Raw genomic sequence first — 19,663 nt, forward strand, 5'->3', positions numbered from 1 at the left:
CGGATAGTTTAGGGATTATTTTTATATATAGCTGGTACAAAAACTTTTTAGAACTCATTATAGTTTCATTTTACCCAAGCATAACCCAAAAATATTCAGGGTCTAAAGTCCAGGATTTACTCTGTCTGTCATACTTCCAATATGTTACTGTAGAACCAAGGCTGTCGGCATGAGAAGTTCCGGCTATATCGTTTTGAGCTTGCAGCTTATACGGAGCAATACCATCGGTTTTAACAGGATATAGATGGGGTTGATAAATAAGGAATCCCTCTAAGGGTTTGATAAGTTTGCCTTCCTTGTCATAAACCCTTCCTTCGTAAAATTCTTTTCTTTCGCTTACGTCCACTATATAGGATTGGTTAAGCTTGTTGCTCTTAACAAGCACTCTGTAATTATCCATATATTTAATTTCAACCTGCAGGGCTTGCACAAAATCGGCAAATTGCTCAGGGCCAAGCAGATACTGGGCAACATTATTGTAGGATGATATTACATAATAATACGTTAATGCTCCGCTTCCTCCAACAGCGAGACTTACCATAATCTCCTTTGAACTAAAGCTTGTAAAGCTGCCTAAAAACAACCATGAATCGAAGGCACTGCTGTAATCGGGGTACAGAGGAATAACGTACCAATGCTGAGTACTTCCGTCCTGTATCATTAATCTAATATTTTCATAAAAGTTATTCTGGTTTTTATCCCCCACCAGATAAACTATATCCGGTACACTATCGCCGTTTACATCTCCTATTTGCCTGTCAAGGGTATATGTATTCCGTCTATTGGCAAAATTAAACAAACCTTTTGTATAATTCCCATAATTAATGTATGGATTGTTAAGGTAGTTTTGCATATTGACCTCCCAAATGTATTTTTATTGTATTATATGGAAAGTCAATATATTATGGAACCGAAATAATAAAATATTGGCAAATCGTAACTTTCTTAGCCTAAAACAGTAACTACTATTATCTCTCAAATAATTTAAGCAAAAACATTTTCATTTTTTCACATTTTCCAGTATATGGGTGTTCTCGCAAAGGCAGATTGAAATACGTTCTTCCTTTCAAAACCGTAGACGGATGAGTAAACTCCCTGAACCCCCATTCCCCGTGATATGCGCCCATTCCCGAGTGTCCCACGCCATTGAAGGGCACACCCTTTACCATAATATGGATACAAACCTCATTGATACATCCTCCACCGTATTGATGGGTGGACATAACCTTCTTTGCCCATTTCATATCTTTGGTGAAAACATACATGGCAAGAGGATGTTCTCTGTCGGCAATAGTTTCCATCAAACTGTCCACTTCTTCATCCTTAAATGGAACAATCGGCAGAAGCGGGCAGAAAAGCTCATGTCGAACTATATCCTCGTCTTTATCAACAGGAAAAATTATAGTCGGTGCAAATTTTCTTGTTTCCCTGTTTCCGGTTCCTCCGAAAATTATCCTGTCTTTATATTTTTCCGCCAGCTTTTGGCACTTGTCATAGGCTGCATCATTAATAAGTTTCGGATACTCTCCATTTTCTTCGGGCTTCTCGCCTATTTGTCTTACGAATTCGCTCTTTAATGCTTCGATAAAAGCATCTGCTATTTCCTCAGCCACCGCAACCTGATTGATATTTATGCAAATCTGCCCTGCGTTGCAAATCTTGAAAAACGCAATTTTGCGTGCAGCATCCCTTATGTCTGCGTCTTTTCTGACAATACACCAGTTGCCTTCTTCACCGCCAAGCTCAAGCGCTACCGATGTCAGATTTTTTGCCGCTTCCGCAAGTACATGCTTACCGACTGCAGGGGACCCGGTGTAGAATATTTTATCAAATCGCTGTGCAAGGCACATGTCAGCCACATCATGACCGCCGTCAATAACCGTAACATAGTCTTCGGGGAATGTTTCTGCAATCAGTTTCTGCAAAGCCTTGGTACTGGCCGCCGATTTTGAGCTTGCCTTAATTACTGCTGTATTGCCTCCAGCGATACTTGCCGTCAATACCCCCAGCGTTAAAAGAATAGGAAAGTTAAACGGACTGATAATCAGCGATACACCGTAGGGCAGTTTGTATACCGTAGTACATGTGCTCGGAAAACACATAAGGCCGCTGTAATGCTTTTCCGGTCTTGCCCATTTTTTTAATCCGCGTAGGGTTTCGTTAATCTCTACTATTACAGGACCGATATCACACAAATACGCTTCTACTTTGCTGCGACCCAAATCCTCGTACAACGCTTTTTCAAGTTCTTCCTCATGGGCAATCACAGCTGCTTTTAATTTCTTCAGCTGTTTTAACCTCCAATTGACGTCAAGGGTAACCCCGGATCTAAAAAATTTTCTCTGCTTTGCAACTATTTCCTGTATTTGTTCCTGTGTATAGGCCACAAACGTTACCTCCCTTTTTAATCTCGTCAAGCAGACGTGCAATCTCTTTGTTATTGAGTGTTTTGGGCGGCGAATAATTAATGGAGTCGGCATTTATCATTCTGATTAGTTTTTTATAATCTTTTTCGTCAATCAAATCGCATCCTCTTTCAAATCCGCATGTTTCCAGCAATTCTTCAAGAGCAGCAACGAAACTATCGGCAGCAGCTTCCTGGTCATCTGTTTCTTTTGAAAATCCGCAATAAACCGATAACTGCGCAAGCTTATCTCTGCAAATGTTTTTATGATAAGAAACTATCGGTATAAGACACAGTGCAATGGCTTTTCCGTGCGGAATATGATACAATGCACCGATTGAGTGTGCAAAGGCATGGACATACCCTGCAAGCTGCTTGTTGATGGCATTTCCTCCGTAATATGCAGCAAGACACATCTTCTGTCTTGCTTCTTTATCATCCGGAGAAGAAATAAGAATCGGCAAATTCTCAAGCACAATCCTTACGCACTCGAGGCTTTTATTCATATCTTCTTTACTTGTTTTTATGTCTGCAAGGCACCCTTCAATTCCATGGCTGAGAGCATCTATTCCGCAGCATACCGTAACACTTTCAGGAGCACCGGTTGTCAGCTCGCTGTCAAGCACAACATGAGTGACATTAAGTCCTATAACAATGGTGGAACACTTTATCCCTCTTTTATTCTTAACCACAGCTGCCACAGTTATCTCAGCCCCTGTTCCGGCAGTACTCGGGACAGCAATAATTGGTAAGGTTTTTCCGTTAACATAAATAAATTTGTGCAAAAGATTTTCTATATTGCGCTTTGGCATTTTTGCGCCGGCAGCTATTATCTTACAGGAGTCCAGCACAGAACCTCCTCCTAAAGCTATGATGCAATCGGCACCATAGTTTACAGCAACATTTCTGCCTTCACTAATTATATCGATTGTCGGCTCGGATACAGTATTGCTCAAAACATTATATTTTATTTTGTTTGCTTCGAGCGAATCAAGAATTTTTTCATGATAGCCGAGAGAATACAATGTTTTGTCGGTTACAATAAGTACCGATTTATACCCTGCAAATGCACAGATTTCACCGATTACTTCTCTTGCTCCAAAGCCTTCTCTCAAAACATGTTCAGGTTTCGGGACCAATTTGATTATAACCCCGGGCAATTTACGAATTAATTTTCTGAGCAGATAAAAAGACATTTATATCCACCTCAAACTATAAACCTATACAATAAGGTAAAGGCAAATAGTATTAGTAAGTGATATTATCATATTCACATTCTATAGGCTTGATTCCATTATATCATATATCTGAAGTTAAACATTGAAATGTAAATGATTGTACTGGATATAAAATGGTAAACAAAAGTATAAGTTAACTCCGATTGCTTAGGATCGATATCAACACAGATAAAAATATAAACACCAATGATCATTGGTGTTATTCCATGAATAAATTATTGATCTATTTCTGATATGATTTAACCATTTCCGGAATTGGTGATTTCGAATCAGCAATTTTTTATTTATCACTGCTTGATTCTCTGTTCTTCATTGAGAAATATATCAAACATAAACTAAATATTAAACACCAGAAAAACATCATAACACAAGTGCTATCACACTTATTTTTCATTCTGGCACGTAGTAGTCATTCTTTCCTGGATTTGAGCCTATGCAAAAGTAAGTCTTTATTTCTTAACATAAAAATCGATTCAATCCAGCTTTTCAATGCTATAACAAATAACGCTCTTACGATTGCCGAAAGGATATTGTTTTGCAATACCGCCAAACCATTTGTAATCGGTACTGTATCTTGTATTCCCATTCCCTTTTGTTTCTATAAGCTCTTTAAGACCACTCCGTAAGTCATCAAACAAAGAAATATCATCAAAATCGTGTGCATGGCCGTGCAGAATTCTATCCGCTTTTTCGGTAACCCATGAAATTTTATCAAGATTATTGAGAAATGTTCTGAGCGGAAGACTTTCATCCAACTGCATCCAAAGATGATGATTAATACTGTCTCCAGTAAACAATGTGCGTTTTTCTTTCAGGAGCGGGCATATTCCTCCGGGAGTATGTCCGGGAAGCAAAACGATTTCAAGTGTAAGTCCGCCGAGATCAATTATATCGCCATCATTAATTGGCTTAAACGGTGGCATTTCAAGCTTCTTCTCATTGCAAAGTTTCACAAATTCGGGAAACTTCATATGTTGGGCTGCAATTTTCACATCGTCCGGATGTAAAAAACAATCACAATCAAAGTACAAATTGCCATAAATGTGATCACAATGTCCATGTGTATTTACTACTATAAGCGGAAGGTCCGTGATTTCTCTGACAACAGCATGAACATCGGCAATACCGTTCATTGTGTCAATGACAACAGCTTTCTTCTCGCCGCAAACAAGATATCCAGTTGCTTCACCGTTATCATCCAGAAGCCATATACAATCATCAAGTTTTTTTATTTTTATTCTTTCCTCCATATAAAATGCTCCTTATCTTTTATTTTACTTTGCAAATTATCCTTGCTATAATTACCGAATTCCAAGATATTTAATACTTTTGGGAACAAGAAATAATCACGGACAGTTCAATAATTTATTGCTTAGCCTTTTCATACAATGCCTTTGGTTATCTGATATAACTGTAGTCCATTCCATTTCCCTTATACCGAAATTCCCATACTTCTTGGGATTATTTTTTGCAACAATCTGACCGTTAATATACTTGTACTTTATTAATTGTTTAGTAAAATATAATACATTTTTTTAGCTCTTTCTTTATATCATAATATCACATATATCATCTTAATTGTTTATATTTTTATCAATAAATCCCATCTTTTAGTTAGAACAGAGAACCGTCCCCTGTTTTATAAGCCTTTAATCAATTATTTCCCTCACATACTCCACCAACTCATTCCTGTCCTTAGAAAGTAAACCTGCAACCTTAACAAGATTTATTGGCTTTAATATTATACTTGCCATTTTTGTATTTGTAACAGGATTTTTAACATCAATCTTTTGCACCGTAGGCTCGTCACTGACAGCCGGATATATTATTGTGGCAGTCTTGTCGCCGATTCCGCTAACAGCATATATGGCCAACTGATATAACATATCCCTGGTCAAATTATTTTCCCACAAATCCCTATATTTAGTGTCCAGCAATTTTTCTACTTTTCCGCCTTGTAAAAGCGCAAAATCCGGCCTTGGCGTTGGTGACTCTCTGCGGCGTGGATTAAATCCCGGAGTATACATGAACATATCATGAAGACTGAATTGATCCTTCACCACATATTCCTTGACACAATCTTTAAGCAATTTTCCCACTAGTTTTTCAAAGAAAGCATTCATGTCAAAAAAATATCCCCGTAAATTAATACAGCGTGATTCATCCTCCAATTGAATACCTTGAGATTCATATAAGATATTTATTACTTCAAGGACTGCAGAATACCTGTCGTTCAATCTGTTAATACTGTTTTTGGCAAGCTGAAGATTTCCCCTTGTCAAAATAATGTCATCAACTTCCTCTTCCATAATGGAACAAAGTCTTTGAAGTTTTGCTTTCAATTCAATATCTACGACCAGTTTCAAACCTAATTTCAAGCCTGCCAGCAAAGTTCTGTTTAAAACATTGTTTCCTTCTCTGTTAAAGTACCTGCAAGGCAGTTTATTCTTTGATAGTCCTCCCTGAGTGCAAAGCCTGTTCATATCAATTTTGCCTCGGGGTGAGAATAAATCTTCCTCCTTCTTCTCATAGCTTTTGTGAATACCTCTTCGCAGTAAATCCTCGGCTTCAGCATACAGCTCATAAATGAGCAAATCAAAAAATGAAAAATTACCTATTGAATGTTCAGAAATATTAAATAATTTCAAATCTCTCAATCCATAGGCATATCTTAATAACGTGTACAGTGGAATTCCCTCTATTTTAGGACTTACATTTATCTGAATATTGCCTATTTTTATACTACCTACATAAGAATTGCTTTCGACAAATATTCCGTTCTTTTGCTCCGTAATTTCAATGATTCCCTTTTCTTTAAGTGCTTGTGCAGTATTGCGGGCATCAACGTCGGAGAGCTCAGCACCTTCTTCGAAAATAATACTCCATTCTTTTAAATTAATAGTATTTGCCATCGTTATTCAACTCCGTTACTGCTGTCATTAGTCTCCGATTCCTCGTCAATATTGCTGTCATCATGGCTTTTTGTTTCGGCACGAAGTGTCGGACATGGCGATAACAGTGCAGTAACGAGATCTGAAATATCTCTTGTATTAAAGAGCTCAAACTTTATAGTCTGATTCTTAACATCAACCATACCCTCACCCAGGATTTTTGAAATCATGGAATAATCTCCATAGCAATATTCCTCAATAAGAGGAATAATATCTTCCTTAACGATCTGTTTAAACTTGTCGGGAGCAGTAATCGGTTTTTCTCCCTCCAAAAAATACGAATGTCCAATTTGCAGATTTCGGGCATCTTTTCCAATGTATTCGCATATTCGTGAGTTCAATTCCTTAAGCCATCCTCCCAAGGGCAAACCGTTCAACTCCACACCTTCAAACAAAGTGTAATCCGGCATCAACTCAATAAAACCGAACCTTCTGCGCAGTGCAACATCCAGCAAAGCAATTGAACGATCTGCAGTGTTCATAGTCCCTATAATATACACGTTTTTCGGAACCGCAAAAGATTCATTGGACAGTGGAAGCAGGACTTGTTTCCCTCGCTTGCCCTTTTCAATTAGCATTATTAACTCTCCAAATATACGTGAAATATCACCGCGGTTGATTTCATCGATAATTAAATAAAAATTTACATTCGGCTTTTTCAAGGCATCGGAACATATCTTTTTAAATATACCTTCTCTAATTTCAAATACGGTTTGATTGTCGTAAACCCTCGGTTTAATCCCTTCAATGAAATCTTCGTATCCGTAAGAGGGATGAAAACAGCACATGCGAACCACACCATCAGTTCTGCCGTCACCCAATATTGTCTTTTTTTCATCTTCTGAAAGGGAACTAAAAGGCTTTCTGAATATATTCCTGGATGCAAGCTCACAACAAGCTTTTTCCGCGTAATAGGTCTTCCCTGTCCCTGGAGGGCCGTATAATATCAATTGTTTCTTCCTGATAAGGACTTTTTCAATGTCAGCAATAACACCCATAAGTGGAGGCAGCAACTCTTTTGATTCTTCACCTTTAACTTCTTTTTCACTAATAAGTCTATTGATTTCCATAATATTTTCTATATCTTTATAGGTGAAACAAGTGGTCAGTTTTCCCGCACCGGGTTTCGGAAGTTTAACCGGTTCGTTAAAAATCCTGAGCCAATTGACGCTTTTACAGTGGGAATAACGCCTGTCTTTTATATATTCATAATTACCTGTAACCTTACCAATCCCATAGACCCTTTCCCCGGACACAGCCACTACAATGTCACCTATTTCAATTCCCTTATAAAACCTTACAATTTCTCCCGCTTTTACGCTGGCTGTGGTATTATTGTATTTGTATAAACTAATGAGCCTCTCTTGAATCTCATTTCTCATATTTTCGCTTTGGCTGTAGGAATTCAAATCACCTAATTCCGACCAGCCAATAGCAACATAAGAGTTTGATCTCATATCGGACCAGTAATTCTCGTTATTGTCTCCTGTCCCAATTCTGAAATAGTTAACAGGAGGACCGGATAATTCATTGATGGCAGCAGTCACATAATTTACCGGTAATTTGCATTTATCGGCAATTAACCTGAAGTAACCAGCCATTTCATATAAATTGTCTTCTTTTGTCGGTACAATTCCACAATAAATCAACCCATGCCTTTGAAATTTAGCCGAATGAAAATCATCTATTACGTCGGGATAAATCATATGATAATATTTATGTACCCATGCTAATCTGTTCATATTGTGTTTCATATTTTCATCAAATTTCTTTTGAAGCTCTTTATAATCATCAATATCTATATTCGAACCTGAAAATTGTCTGATAACATCTGAACCATATATTAATATGTCTCTCAATTCTCTGGCCAAAGACACAGCTTCATTTAATGACAGAACTCTTTGATTTTTTGGGTTTCCGGTTACCCATTCGTTATCTAAGTTTCGCTTGAACATCACATATTTGAAAGCACTTCCCCCAGATATCGAACCGTAATCAAAGGTTCGAAATTCCTCATCATTTTTAAATTCCAACCAATAAGCCAAACCATCTCTATTTCCTATATGGAACAAAGTGTTTAAAAGCAGTTCGCCATCAAGTCCTTTTAGCACATCGGGACCGAATTTCTGCAAAAACAATTTATACCCTTGTCCTAACTGCTCCCTTGTCGGAAGTTTATTATTCAACAAAAGTTTTTCACAGGTCTGTTTTATTTTGTCAAGTACAATATCCAACTTTTTGAATTGTATATTTCCCAAACAAACTCCCCCTTACAAAAGTTTATTTTATTGTTTCGCAATACAAGCCTGTACCATACCTTCTGACCCCATTTATATGACCGTTCCCATATAAATATATCCTTTTTTCTCGGGAGCGGTATCCAGCTTCCGATAGCTGAATGTCTCGCTTTCTTCACAAATATGGCACAGTGCTATACCCATATCAATACAAGTAAGTTTGTCCTTTATAACCCCCATAAAGAAATTAGGCTTTTTACGGTAGCAGTGAATGCGGCCGCTTTTCGCGACAAAATACCAGTTTTGCCCATTAAATGCACTAGGTGCAAGCCGTGCAGCTTCAATACGAATATCGTAACCTTCACAGATCTCAGACAACTTTTTCCTTTTAAACTCAAACGATTCTCTGAACAATGGCTCTGCAGGTCTTCCAAAAGGCATGCAAATGACATAAGTCAAATTGCTTTTTGAATCCAAATTCGGTTTTTTCATTCTAAAATAAGAACCCACACCAATACTGGTTAAATAAAGACTCAACTGTTGACCGATAAATCCGATATTTTCGTAACAACCGTCCTTTTCCTCACTGCTAAAAAACAGATAATAGGGGGGATTATGTTTTGAAGGATTTTTATCCTCAATAACTTCAACAGAATAAGCTATATCAGGAAACAAAGGTCTGACAGCCTTGATCTTATCTTTAATCGCTGCAAGCAGTTCATCAGAAAAAGGTGTAGCATCAAATTTTCTAACCGATTTTCTCTTGGCAATATACTCGTTCTTCATTTTTCGATAATCCTCCTGAAGAATTCTATCACGCCTTTTATATCATTTTCATTAGGATGTCCTTTCGCAATTCCGCCGATTAACTTTAATGGACCAAAGGTGTCAAACCCTCTGCATCCATATGTTCCGAGCAATTTACAACCTTTCTTCTCGATAACTTTTTCCATATCTTTTGTATAATTACTTACTTTTATGCCATAGGTATTTATTAAAAAAACTTTCTTTTTTTCCGGAAGATTGTTTCTGGCAAACTCCATAACCTTCTCGCTGAATTTGCCAAAATATATACCTGATGCAAAACCCACTATTTCGTATTCAGATAAGTCTTCCTTATTACATTCAACCACATCGATTAGTTTTACATTACCCATTTCTTTTATGGCATCCAAAAGCTTTTTTGTATTCCCATGGTGCCGGGAATAGTATGCAATAGCCACTTTCATTAAAAGCACCTCCGGGACTGAAAAAAGATGTTTTTTGCCTATGCAATTTATATTGTCATTTATGTATTTCGACAATTTAACTCATCTAAATTAGTTATATATTACAATTACTTATATATTACACTACTTTGAAGTATTTTCATCATTACTTTTTCGATAATATTTATTTTTTCTGATTGCAAAGCATATATGTAATCCGCAAAGATTATATATCTGTCAGAGGATAAAATTATTTCCGCTTTTTCAATTTTAAATGCCTATAGCCTGACACATTTACTACCTGGTTGCTGATATCCATGAGAAGCCTATCTTTGTTTATAATGTACATTTTCATAACAAAGGGACCGAATCTCTTCGTATTTTTCAATTTTCGGCATATTCGGGATTTTTGTAAAGGATGGAAAGAAAATTCCCATAAAAAAGGATTGCTATATGAAAAGAATAGTATGACAGAAAACTATAATAATGAAAAAGTCCTTATCTCATTAATTGAAATATTTTAAAGCATTAACAAAATATAGAAAGAACCACTTTAGAGTAATGCAAACAGTTAGTAAAGTTTATGCGTAATAATTAACCTTAAATACTTTTATAACCGGCCAAAAACTGCTTAGTTCTCTCTTCTTTGGGATTTCCAAACAATTCCTGAGGAGAATCTTGTTCGACAATTACTCCGCCATCCATAAAGATAACACGATCTGCCACATCCCGGGCAAAATCCATCTCATGAGTAACAATAATCATAGTAGTTCTGCGCTCTGCCAATCCCTTAATTACCTTCAGTACTTCACCGGTAAGTTCGGGATCTAAGGCAGAAGTAGGCTCATCAAAACACAAAATGTCCGGCTCAAGAGCTAATGCTCGTGCAATAGCTACACGTTGCTGCTGTCCTCCGGATATCATATGAGGATAGCAGTCCAATTTATCCGACAGTCCGACTTGGGAAAGAAGCATCTTCCCACGGTCATATATCTTTTTTATGATTTCTTTTTTGTTCTGTTTGAAGTCAGGACTTTTTTTGGCTAATAACTCTGCTGCCAATGTGACATTTCTAAGAACTGTATATTGAGGAAAAAGGTTAAAATTTTGAAAAACCAAGCCGAAATGCAAGCGCTTTCTCCTCAATTCACTTTCCTTTTGAGTGGCGGGATCCATTGCATCAAAAATCACTTCATTATTAACAATGATTCTTCCTTTATCCGGTCGTTCCAAAAAATTGAGGCACCGCAGCAATGTGGTCTTTCCGCTCCCGGAAGAACCGATAATAGCCATTACCTCTCCTTTTTCCAAAGAAAAATCAATATTTTTCAATACCTTGATATTCCCGAAACTTTTCTCAATCCCATTTACCTCTAAAATAGCCAATAAAATCCCATCCTCTCAAACACGGAAATAGCTCAGTTTCTTTTCTACCCAATTAAGCAGTATGGTTAAAATCCCTACAAAAACAAGGAAGTATATGCCTGTGGCAAACAAAGGCCAAATAAGTCCTTTATTGCTGTACTCTCCTGCCATCATAATGATCTCCTTATTTGCAATGATTCTGGCAAGGGAAGTATCCTTTACCAATGTAATCACTTCATTGCCAATGGGAGGAACAATGCGCTTAATCACCTGAAGCAGTGTTACATGGAAAAAAATCTGCTTTTTTGTCATACCCAAGACCTGACCTGCCTCATATTGCCCTACCGGTATACTCTCAATACCGCCTCGATAGATTTCTGAAAAATAACAGGCATAGTTAATTACAAAAGCAACAGTTGCAGCAACAAAACGGCCTGATTGGCCGCTCGGCCAGGAAAAAGGCATATTTAAAAGTCCGGGCCCGTAAAAAATTATTATAAGCTGCAGCATCAACGGAGTTCCTCGTATTATCCAGACAAAAGTTCGTGTCAACCACTGAAGAGGTCGAAAACGGCTCATTGATCCAAAAGCAATCAACATTCCCAAAGGCAGTGCGAATAAAAGTGTCAATATAAAAAGCTTGCAATTTAGCATGAAGCTCTCAGACAGTCTACCAATAATCACAAGAATCTCATTCATAAATATTACCTCAATATGTAAGATATAATCAGCAGGATAGAATAATAGTCTTTTGCCTCTGAATTATTTTTTTGTGCAACAACTCTATTCAGCCGGTTCCAGTCCATATTTCTCAGCCAAAGCGGCCATTGTACCGTCAGCAACAAATTCACCAAAAATCCTATTCACTTCTGCACAAATATCAGAACCTTTGCGGAAGGCAACTCCATAATCCTCCTCAGCTAAGTAATCTACGATAATAATATCTTCATAGCTAGTGCCTTTACCGGTCATTGTTTTTGCCAAAGTCAAGTCTAAGACTGCTGCATCAGCGGTACCCGCTTTCAACTCCATCAAGCATTCTGTTTGCAAGTTCTTTGGAATATAGTTTGCCTGTTTAAGGTTATCATCCGCCTTAACAGTTTTTTCTCCCGCAGAACTCTGTTCAGCCACTACAGTCTTTCCTATCAGGGATTCTGTTCCGTTATAAGCAGTTCCTTCCTTAACCAAAACTACCTGAGCATTCTTTACATAAGGATCGGTAATTTCCATAGTTGCTTTTCGATCATCATCAATTGTCAGTCCATTCCAAATACAGTCAATAGACTTTGCATTTAGTTCATCTTCCTTGGTATCCCAGTTGATCTCAACAAACTGAGGTTCAAGGCCAAGCTTCTCACACGTTAAAGTTGCCAACTCAGTGTCAAAACCTGTAAAAACACCATTTTCATCGGTATAATTCATAGGCGCATAATTTGTGTAGCCAATGATCAGTCTACCCTTACTTTTAACATAGCTCAAATCACTTTCATCTTGAGATTTATTAGTTCTCTTGGTACCACAAGCTCCCAATGCAAGAATCATGGCCAGTGTTAAAAACAATGCCATTAATTTTTTCATTTTTAATTTCCTCATCCTTATTTCCTCCAATTCAATCATAAATACTTTCCCATTATACCATGTTAACATAATAAAGCAAAGACTTATTCATAAAGCTATACTGTACCATATTATAGAAGATAAAAAAATATTATGTTTATATGTTATGTTAACAAACTGTTATCAATAATACATAACAAGAAAGGTTATAAGATATGAATATAGGATGCCTAATTAGCCTTATCTGCTTTCCTATTTCTATACTGTTCGCTATAATTGGTACCATATCTGATTCGCTTAAGAAGATAAAAAAACTTGAAACAAGAACAAGAATCGTCGGGTGCATCATTTTATGCCAAGCTGCCTCATATTGCAGGACTGCCGATCACGGAAAAAACATATGTAAAATATACTCATTACCCGACAGGATTGAAATCAAAGGCGGTGGTACGCAGTTTACGTTGAATAAGAGCAAGCTGACCGACATTTCCATAATATCCGACAAAGATAGAGTTATAAATAAATTTTGATAATAAATAGTTGCTAAAAATATTTGTGTCCGTCTCGAATAATTCCATAGAATCCAAATACCTTTAGCTTAAGAATGTTAATCTATTAGATATTTCTTCTCGTCTAAACTTCTAAGCCAAATTCAATCCTCCTTATATTCAAACAGATCACCTGGCTGGCAATTCAATGCTTTACATATAGCATTCATGGTTTCAAATCGTATGCCTTTCATTTTCCCATTTTTCAAGTTGGAAAGATTTACATTGGTCATTCCAACTTTGTCAGCCAGTTCATTTAGAGACATTTTTCTATCTGCCATCATTCGATCGAGCCTAACTATTATAGACATTTTCTTCCTCCTATGCTATTGAATCCATATCATCCTGAAGCTCATATCCGTATATAAATATTTCTGAGACAATACCAATAACGACACCTACAATTGCAATAATAACATTCTTTCCTGAAAATACTAATTCAATGCCAACCTGATTAATTGTACCATTAAATATACCATTAATAATCGACGCTGCAGCATCCGGAAGTAGACCTGCCAAAATTACCAGGACGGCTAAACTGCGAAGTTTATTAATTATCTTTTTAGAGAATGGCTTGCCCGTTTTCCTTACTTCAAGAAGTATCAATCCGGTAATTAAAGTAAATCCAAAAACAAAGAGCGCATATATTCCATGTGTAATATGTTGCGGGTATGCACCATCAGCGGAATAATAGTTCCAAAGCTCTGTGATAAAAACAAGTATTGAAACTGCAGCTATAACAAAACTACATATCATATCACCAAATGTTCTCTTTTTCACACTTTCTGCCTTTTTGTCTTTCATGGCATACTCTCCTTCCAGTTTAAATTATTAATTTAAAAATTTAAAGTTTTACAAAACAAATGTATCATGGGTTTAAAATTCTGTCAATAAATTTTTAAAGTATTACTTTAATTATTTAATTTATCAATATAAAACAAAACCTCAAACAGACTTTTTTCAAAATAGCTCTGATATATCTGACAGAAGCAATTGTCAAAAGGTCAGGAATCCATTATTAACACCCTTACACCGGTTGCAGTAAGTAAAAATGCACAAAAAAGAAAGGATATATTATTTTATATAAAAATACATCCTTTCCTTTGTCCTTACTTCCATCACTTGATAAACTTAACTTTTTCTCTATTGATATTGCTGGAGCAAGGCTGTCTTACAATTATTTTTATATACTTCCCAAATGAATTCAATTGTTCATAAAGCAGTACCTTTTTTAGGAATAGTAAATTTACTCATATCGTTATTTTCGTGTCTCAGTAAAGCAACCTTATTGTTTATTCCACCGCCATAGCCTGTAAGTGAACTGTTAGCTCCTACAACCCTATGACAAGGTATAATAATGCAAATAGGATTCCATCCTACAGCTCCGCCAACAGCACGGGATGACATTTTTGCCATGCCGCGCTTTTTCGCTATTACTTTAGCAATTTCACCATAGGTCTTTGTCTCACCAAAAGGTATTTCAAGCAGCATGTCGATTACTTCCCGCCTAAAATCAGTAAGGTTCTCAATTTTATATTTCGGAATAAAATCGGGATTCTTGCCGCTGAAATAAATATCAAGCCATTCTACGGTATCCTCAAATACCGAAAGAAGTTTTTCTTCATAATCAGCAAAATTTTTCGATAAGCCTCTTGAGCCTTCAAACCACAGGCCGGTAAGGTATTCACCATCACTGGTCATTAACAGGTCGGAAAAACCATCCGGTGTTTTATAATAATATTTATAAGTCATTTTTTTCACCTCAATTAAAACCTTTTTTGGCAGTTTTAAACTATATCCATTTTATCAGCTCAATTTCATCCCTGATGGGTATGCCATCATTGCCGATTAAAGATATATCCGGTTTTATCTTTCTTGCTCTTTCAACCGCATTATTTATTATTTTCGACAAAATTAATAACCTCGTTTTATTATAACTTTTATTAAAATATTCTTTCTCGAATAAAAATCAATGATTACATAATTTTCTAAACTATGCACCGGTATTATAGCATAAATTGTAATTAATAGCTATTTTATATTAAAATGAACAGATATAATTTGTTCAAGACCTATAATATTTGCATCATAGGAGATATAAGGACAGAAGTGTAAAAAAGAGGCCACTTTTTATATAGTGCCTCTTTTCGGATTATGGAGTAGTTTTTATATGCTTTTACTTATAAATCCTATCATCACGTTATTTCCAGACTTAAAATTCCGATTTTCCGCAATCGGAATTTTAAAGTCTGCCCTTTCACCTCAACGAAAGCATATCGTTGAGACGCTGTGCATTCACACAGTATTTGCATGCAATTATAATTTTTTAAAACTACTCCAATTTTCCTCCTTCAATTACAATATTATCTTTGAACTCTTCTCCGTATATGTGCGCAAGTGTTTCATCATATGCCTTACTAATAAACTTTTCCTCACCAAGAGCTGCAAGTTCATTGTTAATCCAATCGAGGAGTTCCTTATTCCCCTTCTTAACAGCGGGTGCTATTGTATCCTGTCCGCCCAATGAAGGTACACCAACTACAAATCCGGGATTCTGTTTCGCCCATGCAATCACTTCTGTATTATCGTTAACTATGGCATCACCGCGTCCATCCTTTAATGCTTCAAATATTTCGGTATACTGTTCAAACTTTAATTGTTCAATATCGGGATAATTTTTGGTCAAATAAGTTTCAGCAGTTGTTCCTTTGGCAACAATAGCTTTTTTACCTCTCAACTGTTCAACCGAGGTAATGGGAGCACTCTCCGGAGAAACTATTCCAAGGTAAACCTTCATATATGGATTAGCAAAATCTACCTTTTGCTTTCTTTCCTCTGTAACTGTAAAATTAGCCATTATTATATCAACCTTATTTGATTCCAGGAAAGCCACTCTGCTTGCTGCATCCACCAAAACAAATTCAACCTTGGATTCGTCTCCTAAAAGATCTTTCGCAAATCTTCTGGCAATATACACATCGAAGCCCTGATTTTCGCCATTTTCATCAACATAACCGAAGGGATTTTTATCACTGAACACACCAATTCTAATTTTACCCCGCTTTTTAATTTCAGCTATAGAACCCTTAGCTTCCGGCGCACTTGTATCCTCGCTTTTGCTGCTGCAGCCTGCAAGAAGCCCTATTGCTAATACTGCAATCAGAAACAATTGAACAACTCTTTTGATTTTTATCATTCTAACCATTCCTTTCTATGTTTATTTTTAATATTGAAATATATTTAAAAATTGCTGAGCACGTCCAGTCTTCGGTTTTTCAAAAAACTCTTGAGGTTCTGATATTTCGCAGATCCTGCCTTTATCAATGAACACTATCTTGTCGGCAACAGCTCGAGCAAAGGACATCTCATGAGTTACAATAACCATTGTCATACCCTGTTTTGCAAGTCCCAATATTACATCCAAAACCTCTCTTACCATTTCAGGATCAAGAGATGCTGTAACCTCATCAAATAACATTATTTCAGGATTCATACATAAAGCCCTTACTATTGCTATCCTCTGCTTCTGCCCTCCGGAAAGCTGACGGGGGTATGAATTCTGTCGGTCCAGTAAACCTACCCTGTCCAATAGCTGCCTTGCCTGTTCCATCACCTCGCTTTTCTTTCTTTTTTGCACTTTTATAGGGCCTAAGATTATATTTTCAATAACTGTCATGTGCGGGAACAATTCATAGTTTTGAAATACCATGCCTATACGCTGGCGGATTTCCTGCCAGTTTACATCATTATTGACAATGCTTTTGTTGTGGAATCTTATATCACCTTTCTGTATTTTTTCCAGGCCATTGAGACACCTTAAAAGAGTGCTTTTTCCACAGCCTGAAGGCCCTAAAACAACAACAATTTCGCCCTTCTTTATGCTTAAATTAATGTCCTCCAGGACCGTTGTTTCATCATATTTCTTATACAAGCCCTTTATTTCCAGTAATACTTCATCAGTTTTCCTATCCACGATTGACACCCCTAACCATTCCATTTGTTTTCCAGTACCCTGGATAACCTTGAAAGAGGATAACAAATTATAAAGTACAATATAAATACAAAACCATATACCCAAAAAGACGCTGTAGGTACTTCTAATCGGGAAAGCTCTATTATCTGCTGTCCTACCTTTGTAACATCTATAACCCCTATTAAAACTACTAATGAGGTAGTCTTTATCATTCTTGTAGCTAAATTTATTGAACCTGGAAGCATTCTCCTTACAGCCTGAGGTATGAGAATATATCGGTAAAGGTCCCAAAAGCTAAATCCTAAAGCTTTTCCTGATTCAATCTGATGCTTTGGCAATGATTCCAATGCACCTCTTACGATGTCTCCCATCTCGGCAGCACCCCAAAGGGTGAATACAATAACAGAAACAGTTTCACCGCTTAAATCTATATTCAAAGCAGTGGTAACACCAAAATACATAATAAACAACCAAACAAGAATGGGTATTATTCTGAACAATTCTAAATATAATCGACAAGCCGACCGTATCCATTTTGACTTCGAAGTCCAGATTACACCTAAAACTATACCCAGCAGCGAACCGAAAATAATTGAGATGAACGCAATCCTTACTGTCACCATCAATCCTTGAAACAGACGCTGCATATTCATTCCCTTAAAAAGAACACTAATTCCCAAACTCTGCATACCGCACCTTCCTTTCCAGCCATGTCAGAAGCAATGATAGCGGCAAAATCATGATCAAATATGAAACCACCAGCATAAACAAGGCTTCAAAGGTTTGATAGTAAATGCCTATTAAATCCTTTGTTACATTCATAAGGTCAACCACTGCAATTGCTCCCACAATAGAGGTTTCTTTCAGTAAAAAAATACAATTTGCACCTATCGAAGGCACACTCACTGAAAAGGCCTGGGGAAGAACCACATACCTCACAAGCTGGGTTTTGGAAAGACCTATGCTTAATCCTGATTCAATCTGTGTTTTGCTTACAGCCTCCAAACCGCTCCTGAAAGCCTCTGCCATATAGCTTCCCCCCAAGAAAGACAGACCAATGATGGCACAAGCAGTCTCGCTTAAGGCTACTCCCAGTTTGGTAAGACCAAAGTATAAAAAAAATAATTGTATCAACAGCGGAGTATTGCGTGACAGCTCTATATAAACTTGAATAACGGTCTTTAACACTTTAACCTTAAAGTACAAAACTATACTGCATACAAAGCCAATTATTGAAGAAATCAATATACCCCAAAATCCAAGCTTTAATGTCGTCCATGCAGCTTTGAGGTAAAGCGGTAAGCTATCTATTATAAATTGCCAGTTAAGATTCATTGGTTTGTCACCTCAATCATGCTTATTATCTTTACAAAATCCCAAGCTATTGTCTCTCCATAAAAAACTCCTACCTTTACTCAGAGGCAGAAGTCAATTCTGCTGTTTCAATCTGTCCATCGGATGCAAAAACCGGCATCTTGTAATTTCAGTACTCACATACCATTCCTATCTTTATAATCCATACTATTCTTATATGATTACTATACTATACCACAAAAATGTTTCTGTCAATCACTTTTTTAAATTTATGGAAGTCATTATAGTTTTTTACTTAACAAAACCTTTATCTATTTACAATAAATATTCAAAAGCTCTATTTATTATTTATAGAGAAATTAAATTTACAAGGAAGCTTTGATATGGGCAAGCATTATTGCAGGGAGCAAAATAATACAGCATTTTTTCAGGATGAAGCAATACTGACAGATTTTATAAATATCAAGTATGTGAATATGCTAAAAAAGAATGAATAAAAATTCTGCAAATATCTGTTTTACTTCATATGCAGAATTAGAATTAATAAAAATTTGATGTACTGAAATATAAAAGCGGAAGTATTATTCTTATAATACATCCGCCCATAATGCTTTTTTATAACGTTGATGCAAAGTGTTCCATTGCCTGCTTTACTCCCTCAAACCACTTATAAAGTAGCTTTACTTTAGAAAATAAACCTGAAAACCTGCATAAAATTGTGCGAATTTTTCAAAAATAAAACTTTTTCTGCATTTCGAACTGGGTTGATAGTGTCTTGTCAAGTGGTGTAAATTGTTTTCTACTATGTTTCTTTAATTTCCGCTAATGTGGTTGTCAAGGGCCCAAACCGGGCTTTTCCTTGACAACC

19 protein-coding genes are annotated in these 19,663 nt (G+C 36.6%); 1 reads left to right on the top strand and 18 read right to left on the bottom strand.

Annotated features, from left to right (window positions below; all coding sequences use genetic code 11):
- Positions 1-70: 70 nt before the first annotated feature.
- The 11 genes from CLOCL_RS18385 to CLOCL_RS18435 form a co-directional block, all read right to left on the bottom strand.
- A complete protein-coding gene (locus tag CLOCL_RS18385; protein ID WP_014256718.1) occupies positions 71-853 on the bottom strand; it encodes a hypothetical protein in 783 nt (260 codons plus the stop codon).
- A 115-nt stretch (positions 854-968) separates the two neighbouring features.
- A complete protein-coding gene (locus CLOCL_RS18390; protein ID WP_014256719.1) occupies positions 969-2,387 on the bottom strand; it encodes an aldehyde dehydrogenase family protein in 1,419 nt (472 codons plus the stop codon).
- A complete protein-coding gene (locus CLOCL_RS23430) occupies positions 2,329-3,600 on the bottom strand; it encodes an iron-containing alcohol dehydrogenase (RefSeq protein WP_014256720.1) in 1,272 nt (423 codons plus the stop codon). Before CLOCL_RS23430 ends, CLOCL_RS18390 begins: the two co-directional genes overlap by 59 nt.
- A gap of 515 nt (positions 3,601-4,115) precedes the next feature.
- On the bottom strand, positions 4,116-4,892 hold the full coding sequence (locus CLOCL_RS18400) for an MBL fold metallo-hydrolase (RefSeq protein WP_014256721.1): 777 nt from the start codon (positions 4,890-4,892) through the stop codon (positions 4,116-4,118).
- A gap of 399 nt (positions 4,893-5,291) precedes the next feature.
- Positions 5,292-6,554 (bottom strand): McrC family protein, encoded by a 1,263-nt coding sequence (locus CLOCL_RS18405; protein WP_014256722.1) that lies wholly within the window; start codon positions 6,552-6,554, stop codon positions 5,292-5,294.
- 2 nt (positions 6,555-6,556) lie between these two features.
- Entirely contained in the window at positions 6,557-8,851 is a 2,295-nt protein-coding gene (locus CLOCL_RS18410) for an AAA family ATPase (protein ID WP_014256723.1), read from the bottom strand.
- A gap of 72 nt (positions 8,852-8,923) precedes the next feature.
- On the bottom strand, positions 8,924-9,616 hold the full coding sequence (locus CLOCL_RS18415; protein ID WP_014256724.1) for a nitroreductase family protein: 693 nt from the start codon (positions 9,614-9,616) through the stop codon (positions 8,924-8,926).
- Positions 9,613-10,059, bottom strand: a complete 447-nt coding sequence (locus tag CLOCL_RS18420; RefSeq protein WP_014256725.1) for a flavodoxin family protein — start codon at positions 10,057-10,059, stop codon at positions 9,613-9,615. Before CLOCL_RS18420 ends, CLOCL_RS18415 begins: the two co-directional genes overlap by 4 nt.
- A 579-nt stretch (positions 10,060-10,638) precedes the next feature.
- Positions 10,639-11,424 (bottom strand): amino acid ABC transporter ATP-binding protein, encoded by a 786-nt coding sequence (locus CLOCL_RS18425; protein WP_014256726.1) that lies wholly within the window; start codon positions 11,422-11,424, stop codon positions 10,639-10,641.
- A 15-nt stretch (positions 11,425-11,439) separates the two neighbouring features.
- A complete protein-coding gene (locus CLOCL_RS18430; RefSeq protein WP_014256727.1) occupies positions 11,440-12,102 on the bottom strand; it encodes an amino acid ABC transporter permease in 663 nt (220 codons plus the stop codon).
- A gap of 84 nt (positions 12,103-12,186) precedes the next feature.
- The gene (locus tag CLOCL_RS18435) at positions 12,187-12,996 is read right to left on the bottom strand and encodes an amino acid ABC transporter substrate-binding protein (protein WP_014256728.1); all 810 of its coding nucleotides are present in this window, start codon (positions 12,994-12,996) and stop codon (positions 12,187-12,189) included.
- 179 nt (positions 12,997-13,175) lie between these two features.
- On the opposite strand from CLOCL_RS18435, the gene CLOCL_RS18440 reads away from it, so the two are divergent.
- On the top strand, positions 13,176-13,490 hold the full coding sequence (locus tag CLOCL_RS18440) for a hypothetical protein (protein ID WP_014256729.1): 315 nt from the start codon (positions 13,176-13,178) through the stop codon (positions 13,488-13,490).
- 122 nt (positions 13,491-13,612) lie between these two features.
- Here CLOCL_RS18440 and CLOCL_RS18445 read toward each other — a convergent pair whose 3' ends face one another.
- From CLOCL_RS18445 to CLOCL_RS18475, 7 genes are all read right to left on the bottom strand, one after another.
- Complete coding sequence (locus tag CLOCL_RS18445; RefSeq protein ID WP_014256730.1) at positions 13,613-13,819, bottom strand: helix-turn-helix domain-containing protein; 207 nt, start codon at positions 13,817-13,819, stop codon at positions 13,613-13,615.
- Positions 13,820-13,829: 10 nt separating this feature from the next.
- Positions 13,830-14,312: a DUF2975 domain-containing protein gene (locus CLOCL_RS18450; protein WP_014256731.1), complete on the bottom strand. Its 483-nt coding sequence runs from the start codon at positions 14,310-14,312 to the stop codon at positions 13,830-13,832.
- 408 nt (positions 14,313-14,720) lie between these two features.
- The gene (locus tag CLOCL_RS18455; protein WP_014256732.1) at positions 14,721-15,260 is read right to left on the bottom strand and encodes a methylated-DNA--[protein]-cysteine S-methyltransferase; all 540 of its coding nucleotides are present in this window, start codon (positions 15,258-15,260) and stop codon (positions 14,721-14,723) included.
- 580 nt (positions 15,261-15,840) lie between these two features.
- On the bottom strand, positions 15,841-16,704 hold the full coding sequence (locus CLOCL_RS18460) for a cysteine ABC transporter substrate-binding protein (protein ID WP_014256734.1): 864 nt from the start codon (positions 16,702-16,704) through the stop codon (positions 15,841-15,843).
- A gap of 27 nt (positions 16,705-16,731) precedes the next feature.
- Complete coding sequence (locus CLOCL_RS18465) at positions 16,732-17,505, bottom strand: amino acid ABC transporter ATP-binding protein (RefSeq protein WP_014256735.1); 774 nt, start codon at positions 17,503-17,505, stop codon at positions 16,732-16,734.
- Positions 17,493-18,170 (bottom strand): amino acid ABC transporter permease, encoded by a 678-nt coding sequence (locus CLOCL_RS18470; RefSeq protein ID WP_014256736.1) that lies wholly within the window; start codon positions 18,168-18,170, stop codon positions 17,493-17,495. The genes CLOCL_RS18465 and CLOCL_RS18470 overlap by 13 nt, the downstream gene beginning before the upstream one ends.
- The gene (locus CLOCL_RS18475) at positions 18,151-18,816 is read right to left on the bottom strand and encodes an amino acid ABC transporter permease (RefSeq protein WP_014256737.1); all 666 of its coding nucleotides are present in this window, start codon (positions 18,814-18,816) and stop codon (positions 18,151-18,153) included. The genes CLOCL_RS18470 and CLOCL_RS18475 overlap by 20 nt, the downstream gene beginning before the upstream one ends.
- Positions 18,817-19,663: the final 847 nt, after the last annotated feature.

It is taken from the genome of Acetivibrio clariflavus DSM 19732 (genome assembly GCF_000237085.1).
Taxonomy (GTDB): domain Bacteria; phylum Bacillota; class Clostridia; order Acetivibrionales; family Acetivibrionaceae; genus Acetivibrio; species Acetivibrio clariflavus.